At 55.6% G+C, this 20,045-nt stretch carries 19 protein-coding genes and 1 tRNA gene; 13 read left to right on the forward strand and 7 right to left on the reverse strand.

Translation table 11 applies throughout. From position 1 onward, the window contains the following. Nucleotides 1–923 precede the first annotated feature (923 nt). The 5 genes from I9188_RS12965 to I9188_RS12985 all read right to left on the reverse strand — a co-directional run bounded on the left by I9188_RS12965 (nt 924) and on the right by I9188_RS12985 (nt 5,195). On the reverse strand, nt 924–2,498 hold the full coding sequence (locus I9188_RS12965; RefSeq protein WP_209507142.1) for a relaxase/mobilization nuclease domain-containing protein: 1,575 nt from the start codon (nt 2,496–2,498) through the stop codon (nt 924–926). Then, a complete protein-coding gene (locus I9188_RS12970) occupies nt 2,492–2,920 on the reverse strand; it encodes a plasmid mobilization relaxosome protein MobC (RefSeq protein ID WP_082643591.1) in 429 nt (142 codons plus the stop codon). Before I9188_RS12970 ends, I9188_RS12965 begins: the two co-directional genes overlap by 7 nt. Nucleotides 2,921–2,939: 19 nt before the next feature. Then, nucleotides 2,940–3,860, reverse strand: coding sequence for a hypothetical protein (locus I9188_RS12975; protein ID WP_170367309.1), 921 nt, complete (start codon nt 3,858–3,860; stop codon nt 2,940–2,942). A gap of 24 nt (nt 3,861–3,884) precedes the next feature. Further along, nucleotides 3,885–3,961 (reverse strand) — tRNA-Pro (locus tag I9188_RS12980). A 118-nt stretch (nt 3,962–4,079) separates the two neighbouring features. Beyond that, a complete protein-coding gene (locus tag I9188_RS12985) occupies nt 4,080–5,195 on the reverse strand; it encodes a class I SAM-dependent RNA methyltransferase (RefSeq protein WP_209507141.1) in 1,116 nt (371 codons plus the stop codon). Nucleotides 5,196–5,492: 297 nt separating this feature from the next. On the opposite strand from I9188_RS12985, the gene I9188_RS12990 reads away from it, so the two are divergent. From I9188_RS12990 to nqrF, 6 genes are read left to right on the forward strand one after another with little or no spacing between them, the layout of a single operon-like run. Further along, complete coding sequence (locus I9188_RS12990; protein ID WP_209507140.1) at nt 5,493–6,836, forward strand: Na(+)-translocating NADH-quinone reductase subunit A; 1,344 nt, start codon at nt 5,493–5,495, stop codon at nt 6,834–6,836. A 5-nt stretch (nt 6,837–6,841) separates the two neighbouring features. Next, the gene (locus I9188_RS12995) at nt 6,842–8,050 is read left to right on the forward strand and encodes an NADH:ubiquinone reductase (Na(+)-transporting) subunit B (RefSeq protein ID WP_209507139.1); all 1,209 of its coding nucleotides are present in this window, start codon (nt 6,842–6,844) and stop codon (nt 8,048–8,050) included. Continuing rightward, the gene (locus I9188_RS13000) at nt 8,043–8,858 is read left to right on the forward strand and encodes a Na(+)-translocating NADH-quinone reductase subunit C (protein ID WP_209507138.1); all 816 of its coding nucleotides are present in this window, start codon (nt 8,043–8,045) and stop codon (nt 8,856–8,858) included. Before I9188_RS12995 ends, I9188_RS13000 begins: the two co-directional genes overlap by 8 nt. Beyond that, nucleotides 8,858–9,511, forward strand: a complete 654-nt coding sequence (locus I9188_RS13005) for an NADH:ubiquinone reductase (Na(+)-transporting) subunit D (protein WP_209507137.1) — start codon at nt 8,858–8,860, stop codon at nt 9,509–9,511. The genes I9188_RS13000 and I9188_RS13005 overlap by 1 nt, the downstream gene beginning before the upstream one ends. Continuing rightward, complete coding sequence (nqrE, locus tag I9188_RS13010; protein WP_209507136.1) at nt 9,511–10,119, forward strand: NADH:ubiquinone reductase (Na(+)-transporting) subunit E; 609 nt, start codon at nt 9,511–9,513, stop codon at nt 10,117–10,119. The genes I9188_RS13005 and nqrE overlap by 1 nt, the downstream gene beginning before the upstream one ends. A gap of 13 nt (nt 10,120–10,132) precedes the next feature. After that, nucleotides 10,133–11,356 (forward strand): NADH:ubiquinone reductase (Na(+)-transporting) subunit F, encoded by a 1,224-nt coding sequence (gene nqrF, locus I9188_RS13015; RefSeq protein ID WP_209507135.1) that lies wholly within the window; start codon nt 10,133–10,135, stop codon nt 11,354–11,356. Between the two features lie 54 nt (nt 11,357–11,410). On the opposite strand, the gene I9188_RS13020 is transcribed toward nqrF, so the two are convergent. Further along, nucleotides 11,411–12,424, reverse strand: a complete 1,014-nt coding sequence (locus tag I9188_RS13020; protein ID WP_209507134.1) for an NAD-dependent epimerase/dehydratase family protein — start codon at nt 12,422–12,424, stop codon at nt 11,411–11,413. Nucleotides 12,425–12,606: 182 nt separating this feature from the next. Here I9188_RS13020 and I9188_RS13025 point away from each other — a divergent pair, with 182 nt between their 5' ends. Further along, on the forward strand, nt 12,607–13,371 hold the full coding sequence (locus tag I9188_RS13025; RefSeq protein ID WP_209507133.1) for a metallophosphoesterase family protein: 765 nt from the start codon (nt 12,607–12,609) through the stop codon (nt 13,369–13,371). A gap of 2 nt (nt 13,372–13,373) precedes the next feature. On the opposite strand, the gene I9188_RS13030 is transcribed toward I9188_RS13025, so the two are convergent. Further along, nucleotides 13,374–13,898 (reverse strand): CBS domain-containing protein, encoded by a 525-nt coding sequence (locus tag I9188_RS13030; protein WP_209507132.1) that lies wholly within the window; start codon nt 13,896–13,898, stop codon nt 13,374–13,376. A gap of 123 nt (nt 13,899–14,021) precedes the next feature. Here I9188_RS13030 and I9188_RS13035 point away from each other — a divergent pair, with 123 nt between their 5' ends. The 6 genes from I9188_RS13035 (at nt 14,022) to I9188_RS13060 (ending at nt 20,042) form a co-directional block, all read left to right on the forward strand. Continuing rightward, the gene (locus I9188_RS13035; protein ID WP_209507131.1) at nt 14,022–14,207 is read left to right on the forward strand and encodes a hypothetical protein; all 186 of its coding nucleotides are present in this window, start codon (nt 14,022–14,024) and stop codon (nt 14,205–14,207) included. Nucleotides 14,208–14,274: 67 nt separating this feature from the next. Further along, nucleotides 14,275–15,300 carry an FAD:protein FMN transferase gene (locus I9188_RS13040; RefSeq protein ID WP_209507130.1) on the forward strand — a complete coding sequence of 342 codons (1,026 nt, stop codon included), beginning with the start codon at nt 14,275–14,277 and terminating at the stop codon, nt 15,298–15,300. A 14-nt stretch (nt 15,301–15,314) separates the two neighbouring features. Next, entirely contained in the window at nt 15,315–15,551 is a 237-nt protein-coding gene (nqrM, locus tag I9188_RS13045; protein WP_209507129.1) for a (Na+)-NQR maturation NqrM, read from the forward strand. 73 nt (nt 15,552–15,624) lie between these two features. Next, complete coding sequence (locus I9188_RS13050; protein WP_209507128.1) at nt 15,625–17,295, forward strand: sulfatase-like hydrolase/transferase; 1,671 nt, start codon at nt 15,625–15,627, stop codon at nt 17,293–17,295. 102 nt (nt 17,296–17,397) lie between these two features. Continuing rightward, complete coding sequence (gpmI, locus tag I9188_RS13055) at nt 17,398–18,915, forward strand: 2,3-bisphosphoglycerate-independent phosphoglycerate mutase (protein ID WP_209507127.1); 1,518 nt, start codon at nt 17,398–17,400, stop codon at nt 18,913–18,915. Next, nucleotides 18,912–20,042, forward strand: coding sequence for a peptidase M23 (locus tag I9188_RS13060; protein WP_209507126.1), 1,131 nt, complete (start codon nt 18,912–18,914; stop codon nt 20,040–20,042). The genes gpmI and I9188_RS13060 overlap by 4 nt, the downstream gene beginning before the upstream one ends. The last annotated feature ends 3 nt before the right edge of the window (nt 20,043–20,045 follow it).

Below are 20,045 nucleotides of genomic sequence, written 5' to 3' on the forward strand. Positions count from 1 at the left end.
ACAGGTGCCCGAAGGTCTTCCTGTCAGCCATCGCCCTCGCAGCACTCGTCATCTACTGGCTATGAGTCCTGACCCTAGGCGCGACCAAAGCACTGTGTGCACTCAATTACTCTGGCATTCTCTCTGTCCTCCAGCTTTTGCCTTCCAGCCTAGCTGCTTGTTCCTTGCGGCTCCGAGTTTAGATCAAGCAGCCAGTTGGAGACTGAGCACAACGGTTGCGTGATTCTCCAAATTTGCATCGAACAGCTGCCTTTTTGAGAGCTGAGCTCTGGGTTTTGCACGCGAGTGTGCGGTTTGGGTTTTCTTTGTGGTTGGCTAGAGGCATCTTGCCGGTTTCCCTTGGAAACAACTCGATCTAACGCGATCTGAATGTCCACTCGCTATAGCCTGAATCCGCCAGAGCGCGATTGCTGAAAGTGTCTGTTTTCCGCCCTCCCGGTGGATGGCTTTGCGCTTGCAGTAGACTATTCGCACATGCAGCGAATGTCAGCTTGGTGGCCTTCCTGCCAAGTAGCCTGTGGCACGGCGATCGAGGGTCATCGGTCTGGATGCACGTTCTTAACGGGATTGGGCGGCAGTTTTATTGGGATTCAGGCGTCAATTCACTGAGAATACGCAGTTGAGCGCTAGGCTAGAACAACTTGGCCTATTTTGATCATTTTCGCATCGACCCCAAGTTCTGGTATCAAGTAGCCGTTTTTGGTCCTGAACACATTCCGCAAATACTGATTTCCGTCAGTGTCCATAAACAGACACCGTAAGTTGTAGCAATCGCCCCAAACCCCTGCAATTGCAACTAGTGGAATGCCTATCGGTAGCGAGTCGACTCTTTCAAATTCTCTGTAGTCAATCCCGCAGGCGCAGGATTGGCGGAAGCTCATGGTGAAGCGTTCGTGATGAGTGGGCATCGTCATTCCTTCAGATCAAAGATGGAAGCCGTAGTCTTGGTCTCGTTCAAGCAGCCCATGATTCAGCTCTCTTGCAGCAGAGTTTCGGCGGCTCTCGCTAGCTTCAAACTCGTCTGCAAGTTCTCTTCCAGCGTGGTGTAGTTCTGTTCTTCGGTCAGCAAGTCGGCCAATGTAGCTACGGACTTGAGATGTGATTTCATCAGCAGCTCGATGCACTGCGTTAAGCCATTTAGCCTGGCCTCGATCCCGGTCGTCGAGCGTTCTTCCAAATTGCGCAATTCCGAGGCGGAGGTCTCGCAAGCCGTCACCAACTGCTCGACGCACGCGAGCAAATCTCGCTCCAAGGCTGTCAGGGATTGGTCCATCTAGTTTGGCTCCACTCTGATGCAAGAAACCAATCGGCTCGCCACCGAACAGGTGCGCATGCTTGATGTTTCTGGCGGCAGGATCAAATAAGTCGCTCCCTCGTGAAGTACCGCCTGGATGCCCAACCTCTCTAGCTGCGTCGAGGCGGCTATCGTTGAGAGTTTCCAGCTCCACAGAAAAGTCAGTCCTAAGGTTGCTGCGATCAACACCATACAGGCCGTTATCACCGCCCAAGGTGAGATCTGAATCAGGAATTTGATCTTGTCGATGTGACTCTGCCAGGTCGTCCCGCTCCAATCCAAAAACGTGCGGGTATCGGCTTCGATTGTATTCCGCGCGAGTGTTACACATGCTTGAATATCGCTCCTGAAGCTCTGCAATTGAGAATCCATCAAGGCGGCGTGCTCTTTTCGGATCTTGTCCAAGTCCGCGTTCAATTTCTCGCTCAGCCGGGTCGGCTTGCCAGTCGTCATGGAAAATCTCTCCTTTCAATCGCCAGCGTTCGCCTGTGTCGGGGTCTTTGGCCGTGATGTAATTTTTGCTTACGCGGGGGATATCGAAACCTGCGTCGGTCAGGGCATCGACCATGCTTGCGCGGTCGGTGATGGTGCCGATGCTGATCTGGTCTAAGATCCATTCGTGGAGTTCTTCGCGGCCCTGTGCCCTAGTTGGGGCCTCAACGGTGGCTTGAACCTCCTGTGTGCGTTCCAGATCCATCGGATCGGCCCAGTCGTGCGTCTTGTTCATTAAGTCGCGCAGACTGTCATAGGCTGTCCGATAGCCAGGTGGCGCGATGTTGAGGCTTTTACCGGTTGTCAGCTCCAAACGCGGTGTACAGAAATGCAGCCCAACTCGGTCTTCGTGGCTGTGCCGGACCCAGAGCAAGTCGAATTGCTCACTGTCCATACCAGCGAATGCCAGTGCCTCGAAGGCGTTCATGACTTCGACCTGCTGGGCTTCGGTGGGTGCGTCCTCGCTGGCAAAGCTGATGACGCCCGCGCGGTAGGTCCACTGATTGCGACTGGCGTCGATCAGGGCCTCGGTGCGGGTGGAATCGCCGCGCAGCACTTCAGGCAAAGGATCGCGTATGACCGTCATGGGCTGGCCATCAGCATCGCGGATTAGATCGCGATTGGAGTCATAGGCCAAGACCTCACGCGTGACGAGATAGCCAACTGGACCAGCACCCGCGCCTTTGCCATTGGGAAAGAACTTGATCAGCATTGTCGTGCCTCATCAAGGATCTTGGTAAGCTGGCGTTCAATCACAACCAGTTGTCGGGCGACGGCCAGCGTATCCATGTCAACCCGACCAATCAGAAGCGCCCGATTCACAACCCGCGCAACCTGGTTGAGGTTACCGCCAATGCGCCCTAGTGCCAGGACCAGAGCGGGGTCGACGCGAGGCGCAGGCTTGCGACGACGTGCTTCCGTCAGACCCAAGGCTTCGCGCAAGAGGGTCGCGGCAGATACTCCGGCAGCTTCGGCTTTGGCGCGAAGCTCAGCCTTCTCAGCAACGCTACATCGAAAGACGAAGGTCTCGGTGAGCGGCGCTTTGGCGGGCGGCGTGCCTCCGCCGGTGGGGTTCGAAGGGGAGGCTTGCCACCCCTCGCAAGGTCCCGTGTCAGCAGCGCCAGCGTATGACATGGGTCGCCTTGCTCTTTGCTCAGACCGCATGGCACAGTTCCTGCTTCGATGGTGCAAACAGGGTCCAGCCTTCGGTGATGAGCCAGCTGCGCAACACGGGCCACTCGTTCTTGTTCGTTGGAGGGAACCTGCCGGGGAGCCAGTAGCCGCGCTCGTTGTTTTCGATGGCTTCAGGAAGTACCCGGTCGATCCAAGCACCAAACATTCGTTCGGTGAACTGCTCCCATTGGCGGCAGCCGAAAGATTGGCGCGAGACGAATTCGGGTTGCGCACTGCCCACGCGCGCCGAGTCGGATGGCCCACCATTCGGCAGATCCGGCTCAAGCGCGAGGTTTTGTTCTATGGATTGTTCTTTCTTTATATAGGAAAGATCACCCATGCGCCCTTTGTCTCTCACGGGCGAACCCTTTCGCCCTTCTGAAAGGCTCATCGGTGCATCCTTTTTCCTCCGGCGAAACGGGATGATTTTTGTTGGGGAGCGAAGGTCGTATTCTGTGTGATTGCCTGCGCCACGCCCTTCAGTTCGAAACAGCCAACCGAACTCGACAAGCTGTTTGAGGCAGCGTTTGATGGTTGCTAGCGACATTCCGACCAGGAACTCATCAAGCGTTTTTAGTGAGGGATTGAGTTGGCCGGTCCTGTCGTTGGCGAACTGTACCGAAAGCGCTGAGGCAACTACCTTAGTTGACGAGTTGAGGTCAGCGCATTGCAGAACGGCCTTGAGCCATTCAAAGCGATTGAGCCTAGACATATGCGCCTCCCGCGATTGCGGACCGGCTGCGAATTTGGTATTCCGTTCGTGCAGATAAATTTGCATTACCGTTGAGGTGGGTGGCCGCCCCCTCAGCGGTTTTTCTTTCACTTTTCTTCGGAAACCAGACCCTGAAAACAGAATAATCCGGACAAAATCCGGGTATGCTGCGGCGGCGGCGCAGTTCATTCGTATTTAACTGATTGATTTTATTGGTCGGAGTGAGAGGATTCGAACCTCCGACCCCTGCCTCCCGAAGACAGTGCTCTACCAGGCTGAGCTACACTCCGACCGTGGCGGGTGATCTATACGGGGCTATTCCGATGCGCAAGAGGATTTTGAGAAGCGGTCATCTGAATCTGCCGTCTTTGAACCGGTATCGGATGGGCTAGGCAGGTCACGCGACTCTCATGGCAGAGCGTCCGTTTTGTACAGGCGAATCTTGGTGCCTCCGTGGTCTACCACCGGACCGGGTGCCAGCAAAGGCAGGCGGGTCGCCCGAGCCAGGGCCGGGGCGCTGGTGACCACCCCGACACGCCATCTGCGAAAACGGGTCATCAAGGACTTTCCCAACGCTCCATAGACAGAGCGCAGAAGCTTTTCATCTCCAATCCGCGCCCCGTAGGGAGGGTTCACAATGATCAGCCCGGTTGGTCCCGCAGGGGGTTTGATGTCACTGACGGAAAGCTGTTGAAATTGCGTATTGGCGCTTACCTGCGCTCTCTCGGCATTGGCTGTTGCGGCTTCAATTGCCCCGGCGTTGCGGTCTGAGCCGCAGAAGGTGAGAGTACATTCCGCGACCTCAGCCTCGCTGCGCATGTCTTGCCAACGGTCAGGGTCGAAGCCAGCCAGGTTTTCGAACGCAAAGCTGCGGGTCCGACCGGGGTGCAGCCCCAGGGCAATCTCGGCGGCTTCGATCACGAAAGTACCCGAGCCGCACATTGGGTCCAACACCGGTTCATTGCCGCTAAACCCGCAGTCTCGAAGAAACATCGCTGCCATCGTTTCGCGCATTGGCGCTTTGGCAATTGCTTCTTTATGACCCCGCTTGTGCAAAAGCTCTCCCGAGCTGTCGACCGATATCGTACAGATGTCCTTCTCGATTCTCAGCAAGATCCTGACTTCGGCGTCGGAAGATATCGGAGCGCCCAGAGTTTCGGATATCGCTTCCTCAACTCTCTGCCGTGCGGCACCGGCATGATATATTCTGGATTTGCGGCTGGCGGCCTCAACTTTGACCGGAACATCGGAACGCAGGAACTCACCCCACGGAAATTTGCGCGCGCGTTTGTCCAATTGGGCCAAATGCACCGCAGGAAAACTGCCCAGACGGACCAGTACCTTGTTAGCACCGCGTAACGTCAGGTTGGCGCGCCAGACCTCGGACCACGAACCACGGCAGATGACACCCCCTGGAATCGTCTTGACCTGAGAGAACCCGTTGAATTGCGCCTCGGCAGCGAGGGGAGCTTCAAGGCCCGGGGTGGCAATCAGAAAAATTTCGAAGTCTGTGTCTTTTTCCATTCCGGTTGCTTACACTGGAAGTTCAGCGGGCGCGACACGCAATTTTGACCCGTATTTTTGGCCATATTGAGGGAAAACTCCAAGATTTTGCAGTTTGATCTTAACTTTTGGCGGTAACAGGTTTGCGTTTGCGGGCATCCGCGCGTAAAGGGTCCGTGATCAGAATTACGCCTGCGGATTTTGGACCCATTTCGACGCTTTTGCGAGGGGTGCCTGAAAAAAACCGCGTTATTGCATGACCCCATAGGGGTGTCGGCAGGGCTGGCGCAGGAAAGAGGCTTGGAAGAACGTAGCGGCATGCAAACTTTCAAACTTAAAAAAGGGTTGGACCTGCCGGTTGAAGGCGCTCCCGACCAAACCATTCATCCGGGTCCGGAATATTCGACCGTTGGCGTTCTGGGTGGGGATTACATTGGCCTGAAACCTAAGATGCTGGTGCAGGAAGGTGATAGTGTCGAGCGGGGTACGCCGCTCTTTTGTCACAAAGATGCGCCTGACGCGATGATGGTCGCACCGGTGAGTGGCAAGGTTATTGCCATCAACCGGGGTGCCCGCAGGGTGTTGCAAAGCGTCGTCATCGAAGTGTCCGACACCAATGACACGGGGTTGGATTTTTCGAACGTAGGCGACGCGGACAGCAACGAAGGCGTGACTGCCAAACTGTGCGCCGCTGGTCTGTGGACCTCATTTCGCACGCGACCTTATGCGAAAATGCCAGAACCCGGTGCCAAACCGAACGCGATCTTCGTGACAGCCATGGACAGTGACCCATTGGCGGCTGATGCCGCCACGATCATTGCCGAGGCGCCCGAAGCCTTTGCCGCTGGCTTGGCAGCAATCAGCAATCTGACCGAGGGCAAGACCTATCTTTGCCAGAAACAAGGTGACACGATCCCCGGCGCGGACGTGGCTGGTGTAGAGGCGGTGGCATTTTCCGGTCCACATCCGTCGGGTTTGGCGGGAACGCATATTCACTTCCTCGAACCGATTGCGGGCGAAAAGCAGGTCTGGACCATCGGTTATCAGGACACAATCGCGATCGGCCGTTTAATACAGACCGGGCATCTTGATCCGAACGTTGTGATTGCCTTGACAGGGCCCGGTGCGCGTCAGCCGCGTTTGATCCGCACCGTGATGGGCGCGTCCACGGGCGACTTGACACGGGATGAGGTAAGTGTGGACGGAACGCCTCGCATCATCTCGGGTTCGATCCTGTCGGGTCAACATGCCGACGGACCGACCGCATATCTGGGGCGGTTTGCCCGTCAAATCTGTATCATCCGAGAGGATCACGATCAGATTCCGATGGGCTGGATCCGACCAATGCCTTCCAAGTATTCCGTCCAGCCTGTATTGGGCTCGGCCTTTTCCAGAAAACTCTATGCTTTCACGTCCAACCTGAACGGTGGCCGCCGCGCAATGGTGCCGACAGGTGTGTTCGAAGAGCTGATGCCGCAGGATTACCTGCCCACACAATTGCTTCGGGCCTTGCTGGTGATGGATACGGATACAGCTCAGGCACTGGGTGCGCTTGAACTGGACGAAGAGGATCTGGGCCTTGTGGGCTTTGCCTGTCCGGCGAAATACGAATACGGGCTGGCGCTGCGCGACTGCCTGAACAAGATTGAAAAGGAGGGCTGATCCGAATGGGATTGCGTAACTTCTTTGACCGGATCGAGCCAAACTTTACCAAGGGCGGCAAGTACGAGAAGCTTTTTCCGATCTACGAGATGGTGGAAAGCTTCATCTACACTCCGAAAACCGTAACCACTGTTGCTCCTCATGCGCGGTCTTACGTGGATATGAAGCGGATCATGACATATGTCGTGATTGCCACAATTCCCTGCATCCTATGGGGAATGTGGAACACCGGTTATCAGGCAAATTCGGCCATTGCCGCGCTTGGCCCAGAGTCTGCGACCGGCTGGCGGATTGCAATTCTTCAGGTTTTTGGCATTTCGCTGAATCCGGACAGCATCTTTGCCAATGTCATGCACGGGCTCATGTACTTCCTGCCGATCTATGTCGTCACGTTGGTGGCAGGCGGTATTTTCGAGGTCATTTTCGCAACGGTCCGCGGCCACGAAGTGAATGAAGGCTTTCTTGTCACTTCGATGCTTTACGCCCTGATCATGCCTGCAACCACACCCCTGTGGCAGGTTGCCCTGGGGATTATCTTTGGTGTCGTGATCGGCAAAGAGGTATTCGGCGGCACTGGTAAGAATTTCCTCAACCCTGCCTTGGTGGGGCGGGCGTTTTTGTATTTTGCCTATCCCGCGCAGATGTCGGGCGATGCTGTCTGGACCCCGGTCGACGGGTTTTCCGGAGCGACGGCTCTGGCTGTGTCGGCTGCCGAAGGCTATCAGGCGCTGGCCGCTGACGGTATTACCTGGTGGAGCGCGTTTTATGGCACCATCCAAGGCAGTATTGGGGAAACCTCGACGCTGGCCTGCATCATCGGTCTAGCCTTCCTGCTGATCACCAAGATTGCCAACTATCGGCTGATTGTGGGATGTCTGGCGGGCACAATTGCGTTCACCTGGCTGCTGAACTTGATCGGGTCCGAGACGAACCCGATGTTCGCAATGCCATGGTACTGGCATGTTGTGTTGGGCGGTTATGCCTTTGGTCTGGCTTTCATGGTGACCGAGCCGGTCTCGGCAAGCCACACCAATGTCGGTCGCTATGTCTATGGGGCCCTGATTGGTGTCATGGTTGTGTTGATACGTGTGATCAACCCAGCCTTCCCCGAAGGTATGATGCTGGCCATACTGTTCGGCAACGTCTTTGCACCGCTGATCGATTATTTTGTCGTCCAGGCCAACATCAAACGGAGGGCGCGTCGCCATGTCTGATACGCAATCCCCTGAACGCAAGGGCGCGATTGCCCGTTTTCTGGCGGCCTCGCCAGATTCAGTTGGCAAAACAATCTTTATTGCTGTTGCGGTCTGTCTCGTTGCCTCGATGATCGTGTCGGCCGCCGCAGTCAGCTTGCGCCCGGTGCAAGAGTCTAACAAGCTGAAGGACAAACAGGTCAACATCCTGCAAGTAGCCGGGGTGTATGAACCCGGCGTCAATGTCACCGAAGCATTTGCCGCATTCGAACCTCATGTGCTGGATCTGGCAACGGGCGATTTTGTGGACGATCAGTTCGACCCGGCCACCTTTGACGATCTGGCCGCTGCCGGTGATCCGAACCTTAGCGTCGCGCTTGACGACGATCCCGCAGGCATTGGCCGCAAGGCAAAGTATCGGGTGATCTATTTGCTGCGCGACGACGCGGGGGCCTTGGACAAGGTAATTCTGCCACTGCATGGCTATGGGCTGTGGTCCACTCTGTACGGTTTCATCGCACTGGAGAAGAACGGCAACGATATCTACGGCTTGCAATTCTATCAGCATGGCGAGACGCCGGGTCTGGGTGCTGAGGTGGACAACCCGCGCTGGAAGACGTTGTGGAACGGTAAGAAGCTGCGCGACGACGCGGGAGTGTTGCAGATCACCGTCGCCAAGTCGCAGCCTGCGGCCGGGCCCGACTATTACATCGACGCCCTGGCAGGTGCGACCCTGACCACTGTCGGTGTCGACAACCTAGTGAGATTCTGGATGGGTGACGCGGGTTACGCGCCGTTCCTGGCCAAGCTGCAAGCAGGAGAGATTTGATGTCTCAGACCAAGAAAGAGCTGTTGGTCGACCCCCTTGTCGACAACAACCCAATCACCCTGCAGGTGCTGGGCATCTGTTCGGCTCTGGCGGTGACTTCGTCGTTGCAGGTGGCCTTTGTGATGGCGCTGGCGGTGACCTTTGTGACCGCGTTTTCGTCGATGTTCATTTCGATTTTGCGCAACCAGATTCCCGGTTCGATCCGAATCATCGTGCAGATGGTGATCATCGCCTCGCTTGTGATTTTGGTGGATCAGATCCTCAAGGCTTATGCCTTTCAGATTTCCAAGACTTTGTCTGTGTTCGTCGGTCTGATCATCACCAACTGTATCGTTATGGGCCGCGCCGAGGCATTCGCCATGAAAAACCCGCCGGTAGCATCGTTCATTGACGGTCTGGGCAACGGCATGGGCTATGGCCTGATCCTGATGCTGGTGGGCATCATCCGCGAACTGTTCGGTTCGGGCAGCCTGTTCGGGGTGACAATCCTGCAAACGGTCAACAATGGCGGGTGGTACGTGCCCAACGGCCTGTTGCTGCTGCCGCCGTCGGCGTTCTTTGTGATCGGCCTGCTAATCTGGGCTTTCCGCACGTGGAAGCCGAACCAGGTCGAAGAACGTGAATACAAAATCCAGCAGGTAGAGGCGCACTGATGGAAGGGCTTATCTCTCTGGCCGTGAAGGCCGTCTTTATCGAAAACCTCGCGCTCAGCTTTTTCCTTGGCATGTGTACCTTCATCGCCGTGTCGAAGAAGATTTCGACTGCCATAGGGCTGGGAATATCAGTCATGGTGGTGCAGGCCATCACCGTGCCCGCCAACAACCTGTTGCTGTCCTTCCTGCTGAAACCGGGTGCATTGGCATGGGCCGGGTTCCCGGATGTGGATCTGACCTTTCTCGGGCTGATTTCCTATATCGGCGTTATCGCAGCGATGGTTCAGATCCTCGAGATGATCCTCGATAAATATTTCCCGCCGCTCTACAACGCGCTGGGGATCTTCCTGCCTTTGATCACTGTGAACTGTGCCATTCTAGGTGGTTCGCTGTTCATGGTCGAACGCGACTATAATTTTGCCGAGGCGACCACCTATGGCATCTCATCCGGTTTCGGCTGGGCGCTGGCAATCACCGCGATGGCAGGCGTGCGCGAAAAGCTGAAATACTCGGATGTGCCGGACGGGCTTCAGGGGCTGGGCATCACCTTTATCACCGCCGGACTGATGGCGATGGCCTTTATGTCCTTCTCGGGCGTGAAACTGTAAGGGGGGCGTGAGAATGGAAACCTTTTCGCTCGGCGTTGTCCTATTCACCCTGATCGTTCTGGCGCTGGTGGCAATCATTATGGCTGCGCGTTCCAAGCTGGTGTCGACCGGCAACGTCAACATCACCATCAACGGTGAAAAGACTATTTCGGTTCCGGCGGGTGGCAAACTGCTGCAAACATTGGCGGCCGAAAAACTGTTTGTTCCATCAGCTTGCGGTGGTGGTGGTACCTGTGCCCAGTGCCGCGTGAAAGTGCATTCTGGTGGCGGTTCGATCCTGCCGACCGAAGAAAGTCACATCACAAAGCGCGAAGCATCCTGTGGCGACCGTCTATCCTGTCAGGTAGCGGTGAAACAGGACATGGAAATCGAGGTTCCAGAAGAGGTCTTTGGCGTCAAGAAATGGGAATGCACAGTTCGCTCGAACGACAACGTTGCGACCTTTATCAAGGCCCTTACTCTGGACCTGCCCGAAGGCGAGGATGTGAACTTCCGTGCCGGGGGCTACATCCAGATCGAAGCGCCTGCTCATCAGTTGAAATACACCGATTTCGACGTGCAGGAAGAATATCGCGAGGATTGGGATCGCTTCAATCTGTGGCAATACGAGTCGGTTGTGAACGAACCTATCGAGCGCGCCTATTCGATGGCCAACTATCCGGATGAAAAGGGCATGATCATGCTTAATGTTCGGGTTGCTTCACCGCCTCCGGGCTCAGAAGGAATTCCTCCGGGTCAGATGTCATCCTACATCTTTAACCTGAAGCCGGGCGACAAAGTCACAATCTCGGGTCCGTTTGGCGAGTTCTTCGCGCGTGAAACCAAGAAGGAAATGGTCTTCATCGGTGGTGGTGCCGGTATGGCACCGATGCGCAGCCACATCTTTGACCAGCTCAAACGCCTTGAGAACCGCGACCGCAAGATCAGCTTCTGGTACGGCGCACGGTCCAAGAAAGAGATGTTCTTTGTCGAGGATTTCGACCAACTGGCGGAAGAGTTCGACAATTTCGAATGGCATGTCGCTCTGTCGGATGCCCAGCCCGAGGATGAGTGGAAAGGCTATACCGGATTCATCCACAACGTTCTGTTCGAAGAATACCTCAAGAACCACCCGGCACCTGAAGATTGCGAATACTACATGTGTGGACCGCCAATCATGAACCAGTCGGTTATCAACATGCTGCTGGATCTGGGCGTGGATCGCGAAGACATCATGCTCGACGATTTTGGCGGGTAACTAATGAAACCGGCGCTGAGTGCGCCGGTTTTTTCATTCCGGCGCCAGGTCGACCTATTTTCCGTAATAGTCCCGGTACCAATCGACGAATTGGGCAATGCCGTCCTTCAGGTCGGTCTGCGGGCGATAATTCGTCAGTCGCTGCAGCAGCCGATTGTCAGCCCATGTGGCATGAACATCGCCCATCTGCATTGGCATAAAGTTTTTGACCGCTTTCTGGCCAACAGCCTCTTCGATGGCTTCTATGAAATCCATCAGACGCACCTTGTCTCCGTTGCCAATGTTGACGATGCGGTACGGTGCAACGGGCGACAAGCTATCACCATCTTCGATATCCGCGCGGCTGGTCGGGCGAACCGGCGGAACATCGATCAGCAACCTGATCCCACGCACAAGGTCTTCTACATGCGTGAAGTCGCGATACATGTCGCCATGATTGTAGATATCAATTGGCCTTCCATCCAGTATAGCGGCAACGAACTTGAAATAGGCCAGATCGGGGCGCCCCCAGGTACCGTAAACGGTAAAAAACCGAAACATGGTGGTCGGCAAATCCCACAGATGGGCATAGGAATGCCCCATCGCTTCATTCGCCTTCTTAGTGGCGGAGTAGATCGTCAGTTGGGTGTCGGCTTTTTCTGTTTCGATGAACGGCATGTCCTCGTTTGCACCATAGATTGATGAGGTCGACGCCATCAAAAGATGTTCCACTTTGTGCTGACGCGCGATTTCCATCACATTGAACGTACCCACGACGTTCGACTCGATATAGCTGCGGGGAAATTCAAGGCTGTGCCGCACGCCTGCCTGCGCGGCCAGATGTACGATGACATCGGGCTGAAAATTCTCTGCGACCTGCACAAGCCGGTCAAAGTTCTCCAAACGGTCTTCAGTTGACGTAAATCCCGGGGTTTGAAGCAGTATCTGATGTCGGCGTTGTTTCAGGGTTACATCATAGTAGTCGGTCATCCCGTCGTAGCCGTGTACTTGAAATCCTTCTGCCAAAAGCAATTTGGCCAGATGGAATCCGATGAACCCGGCAGAACCTGTAATCAAAACTCGTTTCATAAAACCCTCAGAACTCGCTGCAAATTCATCGCTGGCTGGAAGGCTGATCCTATCTTCAGATCAACGGCTTGCAAACATCCTGCGGGCCATATCGGACAATCTAAGGCTTGTGGTCAACACTTTGCCTATTCAAACAGTTGCTGATTGCGACCACTACGCATGGCGGGTAGGGATCAAATGCCATGATGAAAGACTGGATCAGACGGCGGTTCCAATCCGCGGCTCAGGAAAGCACCAATGCGATGCCATGCGACGTGGCACCCGCGGAAAAGGTGACAGCTGTCGGTGATATTCACGGCCGTCTTGATTTGCTTCAGGCGGTTTTGCCACGACTCGACGATCAAAGCCCACTGGTCTTTCTGGGCGATTACATCGACCGGGGGGCATACAGCGCGCAGGTACTGCGGCATTTGCATCACCTGAGTGAAGCGTCAGACGGGCGGGTGCAATGCTTGCTTGGCAATCACGAAGAGATGCTGCTGCAATTTGTAAACGACCCGGAACGTTACGCCAGGCTTTGGTTTCATAACGGCGGAGCGGAAACTCTGGTATCTTTCGGCCTCGTATGTCCCGACGAGTTGGATAGTGGAAAGCATCTGCCTGAACTGGCAGAGCGTCTGCGGCACAAGATGGGCGACAGCTTGCTGGACTGGCTTGCAAATCTGCCGCTGACCTGGACCAGCGGCAACGTCACCTTTGTCCACGCGGCACTTGATCCGCGGCTATCCATTCAATCCCAGGATCGCCAAATCTGTCTATGGGGGCATCCGATGTTTCCACGGCTTGCCCGCAGTGACGCGCAATGGGTTGTGCACGGTCATACAATTGTAAGCCAACCCCGGGTTAGAAACCGAGTTGTGTCGATTGATACCGGTGCCTTTGCCTCGGGCAGATTGACCGCCGCTGAAATAGACGGCGGCAGTGTTAGGTTTTTTTCAATCGGTTGAACCTAGCCAACGATCATCTGCTTCATACGAAGCGCTTCATACTCCAATTCCCTCAGGCGGAAATGCACAACATCTCCGATAGTGATGACACCGCACAAATTGCCATCCCGCAGGACCGGCATATGGCGGAATCGTCCTTCAGTCATGGTTTTCAGCACGTCATTCAGCGTATCCTCGGGCGTGCAGGCCTTTACTTCCCTTGTCATCAGGTCTTCGACCGACTGCGGCAGGGTCTGTCCGGGCGTATCGGCCATGCGACGCACGATGTCGCGTTCCGACAAAATCCCTTGCAATGCCCCGTTCTGATCTGTCACCAGAACTGCGCCAATCCGCTTTTCCTTGAGCGTGTTCACCACCGAATGGATGGTATCATTAGGCCGCACCGAAAACACCGCATCCCCTTTACCATCAAGCAGCTTGGCTACGGTCGTCTGCGAATGCGACAGGTTCGAATCCGCTGATTGGCTGTAGGTCGTCTTGTCGGCTTTGTCACCGCGCGACGGCGACTGGTAAGAGGTTGGAGCCATAGGCAATCTCCTTTTTGGTTCTTGCAAAGTCTTTCCCTTTCACCTTAGCGCAGCTAAACGACCTGTATAGGGTCCAATTGCAAGAGTTGATAAACCGTGGGTCGGGAAAGGGAGCCTAGTCTTTTGAATGAATTCTATCTTACGCCCCCGGTCGCCGCGCTGATCTTCTTTGCGGCTGTTGTGTGCGGTCACAACTTTCGCATGGCGTGGAAGCAACAACAGCCCGGGTGGCAGAAACGCGCGTGGCTGTTCGGTATTCCGGCCGGAACTGGTCTTTTGCTGTTGGGTTTCCTTCCGCTGAAACTGTAATGCCAATTTGACTCTGGCTGGGACCGCTGGCATATGCCGGGGCACAGAATGTCCCGGAGATAGCCCAATGCGTCTTTTACCCGTGCTGGCCTTTTTCACCCTTCTTTCAGGCTGTCTTTTTGACAAGGAACCCGAAGTGGTCCGTCTGTCTGGTGAGACAATGGGCACGACCTACAAAATCACCGCAATTGGCGAAGACCTTGACGAAGACGCACTGGCTTCTGCTGTCAGTGAAAAGCTGGCAGCCGTGAATGCCAAGATGTCCAACTGGGATCCGAACTCCGAGGTTTCCGTTTTTTCCGCGTCGTCCAGCACAGATCCAATGCCTATTTCCGACGAATTTGCGCTGGTTCTTTCGGCGGCGAACGAAGTGCACGCAAAATCCGGTGGCATTTTCGACGTAACCCTCGGCCCTTTGATCGAACTTTGGGGTTTTGGCCCACGCAAACCCGAGGACCCGGTGCCATCGGATGCCGATATCAACACCGCGCTGAGCGGTGTAGGTCAGGGCCGCCTGCTGAAGCTCGATACAGATGCTGGCACGCTTGCCAAGTCAAACGCCAGTGTGGGCATTAACCTTTCGGCGATTGCAAAAGGTTATGGAATTGACGCTGTTGCGGAAACCTTGCAGGCCGCTGGCATCGAAAACTATCTGGTTGAAATCGGCGGCGATCTTGTGACTAAGGGTAAGAATGACAAGGGCGAAGCGTGGCTCATTGGCATCGAAAAACCTGAAACGGGTTCGCAAACTATCCAGTTGATCGTTTCTCTGGATGACAGGGGTATGGCCAGCTCGGGCGATTACAGGAACTTCTTTGAAAAAGATGGTGTGCGCTATTCGCATATCATCGATCCGACAACAGGCCGCCCGATCACGCACCGCACCACTTCGGTCACCGTGCTGGCCGAAAACGCGATGATGGCCGATGCCTGGGCAACAGCCATGCTGGCCTTGGGTCAGGAAAAAGGTCTTGCTTTGGCGGAGAAACATAAACTTGCCGTGTATTTCATCTCGCGGGATGTGACAGGCGGCGAAGATGCCTATATCACTGCCCATAGCACGGCGTTCAAAGACGCGCTGGGATCGAACTAACTGTTGGAGCTGAGATGAGTACCTTTATTCTGGCCTTCATTCTTCTCGCTCTCGTCATGGTGGGCATGTCATTGGGTGTCATGCTGATGGGCAAGACCATCAAAGGCAGTTGCGGTGGCCTAAACGCGATCTCGGGCGCGGATAAATGCGTTGTCTGCCAAAAAGATGTCGACCCCGACAGCCCACTGCGCGACAAGCTGCAATGCAAACGCGCCCAAAAAATGCTGGAGCAAATGGACCGTCAGGCCTGACACAGGTTTTGCTTCGTTCTGCGGATAGAATTGGCTAACTAAATCCTCGAGACTTTTGGGGGAGGGTGTCAACTTGGCTAAGGCAAAAAACATCCTGTTCATCATGTTCGACCAGCTGCGCTGGGATTACCTGAGCTGTTACGGTCATCCTCATCTGCATACGCCAAATATCGATCGTCTGGCTGCCAAAGGCGTGCGCTTCAACCGCGCCTATATCCAATCGCCGATCTGCGGCAGCTCCCGCATGTCCACCTACACAGGGCGCTATGTGCATTCTCACGGCGCGTCGTGGAACGGAATTCCCTTGAAAGTCGGCGAGATTACGATGGGAGATCACCTGCGTAAGGCGGGGATGGATTGCTGGCTGGTCGGCAAAACCCATATGCGTGCAGACGCCGAAGGGATGGCGAGGTTGGGTTTGGAGCCCGACAGCCTAATCGGGGCCCGCGTCGCCGAATGCGGATTTGACGTGTACGAACGGGACGACGGTATGCTGCCCGAAGGTCCGGATGGGTTTTACGACCCCGACGGGGCAAAGGAATACAACAAGTTCCTGAAAGCCAAGGGGTATGAGAGTGACAACCCCTGGCATGACTTTGCCAATTCCGGGTTGGATGCGGATGGCAACGTTTTGTCTGGCTGGTTTCTGAAGAATTCACCCGAAGCCGCGAATATTGCCGAGGAAGACAGTGAAACACCCTATCTGACCGGTCGCGGGATCGAGTTCATGGAAACGCATGATGGCCCGTGGTGCTGTCATCTGAGTTTTATCAAGCCGCATTGGCCGTACATTGTACCAGAACCATACGCCTCGATGTATGGGCCGGAACATGTGCTGCCTGTGGTGCGATCCGACGCGGAACGTCAGAATGCGCATCCCGTGCTGAAAGCCTTCATGGACACAAAGATCGGCCAGACCTTTTCGCGGCAGGACGTGCGTGAGGCGGTTATCCCGGCCTATATGGGGCTGATCAAGCAAGCCGATGATCAGATGGGCCGCCTGTTGGACTGGATGGAGAGAACCGGGCGGATGGAAAACACGATGATCGTGGTGACATCAGATCATGGTGATTTTCTGGGCGATCACTGGATGGGGGAAAAGACCTTTTTTCACGATGCCTCGACCAGGGTACCGTTGATCATCTATGACCCGTCGCCCGAGGCCGATGCAACACGCGGCACTGTCTGCGATGCGCTTGTGGAATCCATCGACCTTGCACCGACCTTTGTAGATGCGGCTGGTGGCGAAGTAGCGACACATATTCTGGAAGGTCATTCACTGCTGCCCATCCTTTATGGGGAGGCGGACGCGTTGCCACGCGATGTGGTGATCTGCGAATATGACTACTCGGCTTCGCCAATCGCAAATGTTTTGGACGTGTCGGTCCGCGATGCGGTGATGTTCATGGCCGCAAGCAAGAAATGGAAACTGATCCATTGTGAAGGTGGGTACCGGCCAATTCTGTTCGACCTGGAGAACGACCCTGATGAGTTGAACGATCTGGGTGACAGCGCGGAACATGCCGGTGTGATTGCCGAGATGTACGAGTACCTGTTCGCCTGGACGCGGCGGGCGTCCCAGCGCACGACCCGGTCCGAGCAGCAATTGATCGACATGCGCACCAAAAGCCGGGGCAGGGGTGTTGTTCTGGGCGTCTATGATGAAAACGATGCGCCGCTGGACCTGACGATCAAATACCGCAATCGCAAGGCGCGCCCTTTCCAAAGCTACTTAAAAGACTAACCCCGCTGCATCGGTTAAAATTGTTCATCATTACGAAGGTGGTTCACCCGTCGAAGTCCAAAGGATAGAAGGTGACCCAAGAGCAGCAAACGGAGTACATCAATGGCCATCCCCAAACCTGTTGTCCTGTGCATTCTAGATGGTTGGGGTCTGTCCGAGGACACTAAAGCCAACGCACCCCATCTGGCAAACACGCCGACCTTTGACGCGATCATGTCTAATTGCCCGCATTCGACCCTGATCACCCACGGCCCGGATGTGGGTCTACCAAGCGGGCAGATGGGGAACTCAGAGGTCGGGCACACTAATATCGGTGCAGGGCGTGTGGTCGCCATGGACCTGGGCCAGATCGATCTTTCCATTGAAGACGGGACATTCTTTGAAAACGAAGCGCTGCAGGCTTTCATCACCAGCGTTAAGTCCGCTGGCGGCACTGCACATCTGATGGGGTTGATCTCGGATGGTGGGGTGCATGGTCATCTGAATCATATTCTTGCCGCAGCCACTGCCATAACGGATGCCGGTGTCCCGGTTGCGCTGCACGCAGTGACGGATGGGCGTGATGTCGCGCCAAGGTCAGCTCTGACTTACATTGCTGAGCTGGAAGAACGCCTGCCCGACAACGCACGCATCGTCACCGTGAGCGGGCGGTACTTTGCCATGGATCGCGACAATCGCTGGGAGCGTGTCAGTGAAGCGTATGCTGCAATGGTCAACGGGCAGGGCCGAACAGCAAGCAGTGCCCATGGCGCGGTTGATCACGCCTATGACCAGTCCGAATCTGACGAGTTTGTCACACCAACCGTATTAACGGGGTATGACGGTATTAACGATGGCGACGGTTTCTTTTGCCTGAACTTCCGTGCCGACCGTGCCCGTGAAATCCTGCGCGCCATCGGAGAGCCTGGGTTTTACGAGTTTGCGACAGGGCCGCGCCCGAAGCTTTCAGCACTGCTGGGCATGGTCGAGTATTCTGACGGGCATAATGCTTACATGACTACGGTTTTTCCAAAACGCGCGATTGTAAATACGCTGGGCGAATGGGTCGCCAAACAAGGGCTTCGGCAGTTTCGACTGGCTGAAACCGAGAAGTACCCGCATGTTACGTTTTTTTTGAATGGCGGTAAGGAGACGCCCGAACTAGGCGAGGATCGCTTTATGCCGAGCTCGCCGAAAGTGGCGACCTACGATCTACAGCCCGAAATGTCGGCCGCGGAGGTTACGGCGAAGTTTATCGAAGCCATCGAAGGCGGGTATGACCTGATTGTTACAAATTATGCCAACCCCGATATGGTTGGTCATACAGGTGATCTGAATGCCGCAATCAAAGCATGTGAAGCCGTCGATCAGGGGTTGGCGCAAGTCATTGCGGCTCTTGAAAAGGTCAAGGGGGCGATGATTATCACGGCCGATCACGGTAATTGCGAAGTCATGGTCGATCCTGTGACCGGTGGCCCGCATACGGCCCATACGCTCAATCCTGTTCCCGTAGCGCTGGTTGGCGGGCCAGAAGGCGCGAATTTGCGCCAAGGACGTTTGTCCGATCTCGCGCCGACCCTGCTTGATCTGATGGGTTTGCCGAAGCCGCCGGAAATGACCGGGGAAAGCCTGCTGTCATGAAACCGGCCGCTCTGGCAGTGTATCTGTTTTTGGCCTTACCGGCGCTGGCTCAGCCAGACGCTTCCAAGGCTGCTTTGGACGCAGCGCAGATGCTCGAACAGGCGTCCATCGCGTTATCCGAGGCCGAAACCGCCCGAGACCGGGTCCATGCTCTTACGGAGACGATCCATGCCTATGAGGCCGGGTTGGGCGCGATGCGGGTGGGATTGCGCCAAGCGGCTACCCGCGAGGCGCAACTGAGCGCCGAGTTGCGGGCGCGCGAAAAGGAAATCCGGCGATTGCTTGGTGTTCTGCAAACCATTGAAACGACCGAACCACCTGTCTTGATGTTACATCCGTCCGGCCCGTTGGGGGCGGCCCGTGCAGGTATTATGCTATCCGAGGTCACCCCTAGCCTGAACGCCAGTGCGCAGGAACTGGCGCAGGACCTGAATGAAGTGCAGACATTGCGTGTCTTGCAACAGAAGGCCTCGGAAACTTTGACAGAGGGTCTGACGGGCGTTCAGGAGGCCCGTACCCGCCTGAGCGAGGCAATTGCCGACCGCACGGATTTGCCCCGCCGTTTCGTGGAAGACCCGGTACGTACGGCCATCCTGATCTCGTCGACTGAAACACTGGATGGTTTTGCAAGTGGTCTGTCCGAGATCTCGGAAGGAGAGATCCTCGACAGCAATGACAGCGTTTTGGACAGGAAAGGCCGGATATCAATGCCGGTACAGGGTATCTTGCTGCACAAGGCCGGTGAAACGGACGCCGCTGGTGTCACGCGCCCCGGCCTGATTTTAGGTACACGCCCGCGCGCCTTGGTCACATCGCCAACCGCTGCGACAATTCGCTATCGCGGGCCGCTGCTGGACCTGGGGAACCTGATAATACTTGAACCTCAATCGGGACTTTTGTTCGTATTTTCCGGTTTGCAGGAGGTCTATGGCCAGACCGGTCAGGTGATCCCAGAGGGCACACCAGTTGGTCTGATGCCCGGTGAAATGCCGGAAATCGGCGCAATTTTGTCAACAAGCAGTGATGGCACTGGAACTGACCGCTCAGAAACGCTCTATATAGAGGTAAGAGAAGACAATCGCCCCGTGGACCCGGAATCGTGGTTTCGGACCGACAAGGATGGATAAACG

Origin of the sequence: Ruegeria sp. HKCCSA071 (assembly GCF_017872555.1) — a bacterium.
Taxonomy (GTDB): domain Bacteria; phylum Pseudomonadota; class Alphaproteobacteria; order Rhodobacterales; family Rhodobacteraceae; genus Ruegeria.

Coding starts and splice junctions, on each gene's coding strand:
- I9188_RS12970 (WP_082643591.1), bottom strand. CDS start 2,920: ATGTCATACGCTGGCGCTGCTGACACGGGACCTTGCGAGGGGTGGCAA.
- I9188_RS13005 (WP_209507137.1), top strand. CDS start 8,858: ATGTCTCAGACCAAGAAAGAGCTGTTGGTCGACCCCCTTGTCGACAAC.
- I9188_RS13060 (WP_209507126.1), top strand. CDS start 18,912: ATGAAACCGGCCGCTCTGGCAGTGTATCTGTTTTTGGCCTTACCGGCG.
- I9188_RS13030 (WP_209507132.1), bottom strand. CDS start 13,898: ATGGCTCCAACCTCTTACCAGTCGCCGTCGCGCGGTGACAAAGCCGAC.
- I9188_RS12965 (WP_209507142.1), bottom strand. CDS start 2,498: ATGCTGATCAAGTTCTTTCCCAATGGCAAAGGCGCGGGTGCTGGTCCA.
- I9188_RS13040 (WP_209507130.1), top strand. CDS start 14,275: ATGCGTCTTTTACCCGTGCTGGCCTTTTTCACCCTTCTTTCAGGCTGT.
- I9188_RS13000 (WP_209507138.1), top strand. CDS start 8,043: ATGTCTGATACGCAATCCCCTGAACGCAAGGGCGCGATTGCCCGTTTT.
- gpmI (WP_209507127.1), top strand. CDS start 17,398: ATGGCCATCCCCAAACCTGTTGTCCTGTGCATTCTAGATGGTTGGGGT.
- I9188_RS12975 (WP_170367309.1), bottom strand. CDS start 3,860: ATGAACTGCGCCGCCGCCGCAGCATACCCGGATTTTGTCCGGATTATT.
- I9188_RS12985 (WP_209507141.1), bottom strand. CDS start 5,195: ATGGAAAAAGACACAGACTTCGAAATTTTTCTGATTGCCACCCCGGGC.
- I9188_RS13020 (WP_209507134.1), bottom strand. CDS start 12,424: ATGAAACGAGTTTTGATTACAGGTTCTGCCGGGTTCATCGGATTCCAT.
- nqrM (WP_209507129.1), top strand. CDS start 15,315: ATGAGTACCTTTATTCTGGCCTTCATTCTTCTCGCTCTCGTCATGGTG.
- I9188_RS13025 (WP_209507133.1), top strand. CDS start 12,607: ATGATGAAAGACTGGATCAGACGGCGGTTCCAATCCGCGGCTCAGGAA.
- nqrF (WP_209507135.1), top strand. CDS start 10,133: ATGGAAACCTTTTCGCTCGGCGTTGTCCTATTCACCCTGATCGTTCTG.
- I9188_RS12990 (WP_209507140.1), top strand. CDS start 5,493: ATGCAAACTTTCAAACTTAAAAAAGGGTTGGACCTGCCGGTTGAAGGC.
- I9188_RS12995 (WP_209507139.1), top strand. CDS start 6,842: ATGGGATTGCGTAACTTCTTTGACCGGATCGAGCCAAACTTTACCAAG.
- nqrE (WP_209507136.1), top strand. CDS start 9,511: ATGGAAGGGCTTATCTCTCTGGCCGTGAAGGCCGTCTTTATCGAAAAC.